Genomic DNA, 239 nt, shown 5'->3' on the forward strand with positions numbered 1-239 from the left:
GGCGCAGGTGTTCAATGGCGTCGAGCGCCTTTTCGTCATTCTGGTCGGGCAGGTCGCTGGCGAATTGGGCCAGGGCGTCACTGGCCTGCAGGGCGGTTTTCTTGAGTGCAGGGCGTACAGCATCGCGCTGCTCGATCAACGCGGGCAGTTCTGCCAGCGCAGTCATGAAGCTGGCTACGAGGCGCGTCGCCTCCTGGTTGCGTTGTACATCGACCGGATCTATCAGGCGATGGGTGAGG

General features: G+C 62.8%; 1 protein-coding gene. It reads right to left on the reverse strand.

Going from position 1 to position 239, the window contains the following annotated elements:
• The coding region (locus AC0L3U_RS40155; RefSeq protein WP_473365235.1) for a hypothetical protein at nt 1-239 on the reverse strand (239 nt) is incomplete at both ends.

The sequence above is a fragment of the Bradyrhizobium sp. Kon69 genome, assembly GCF_055807515.1.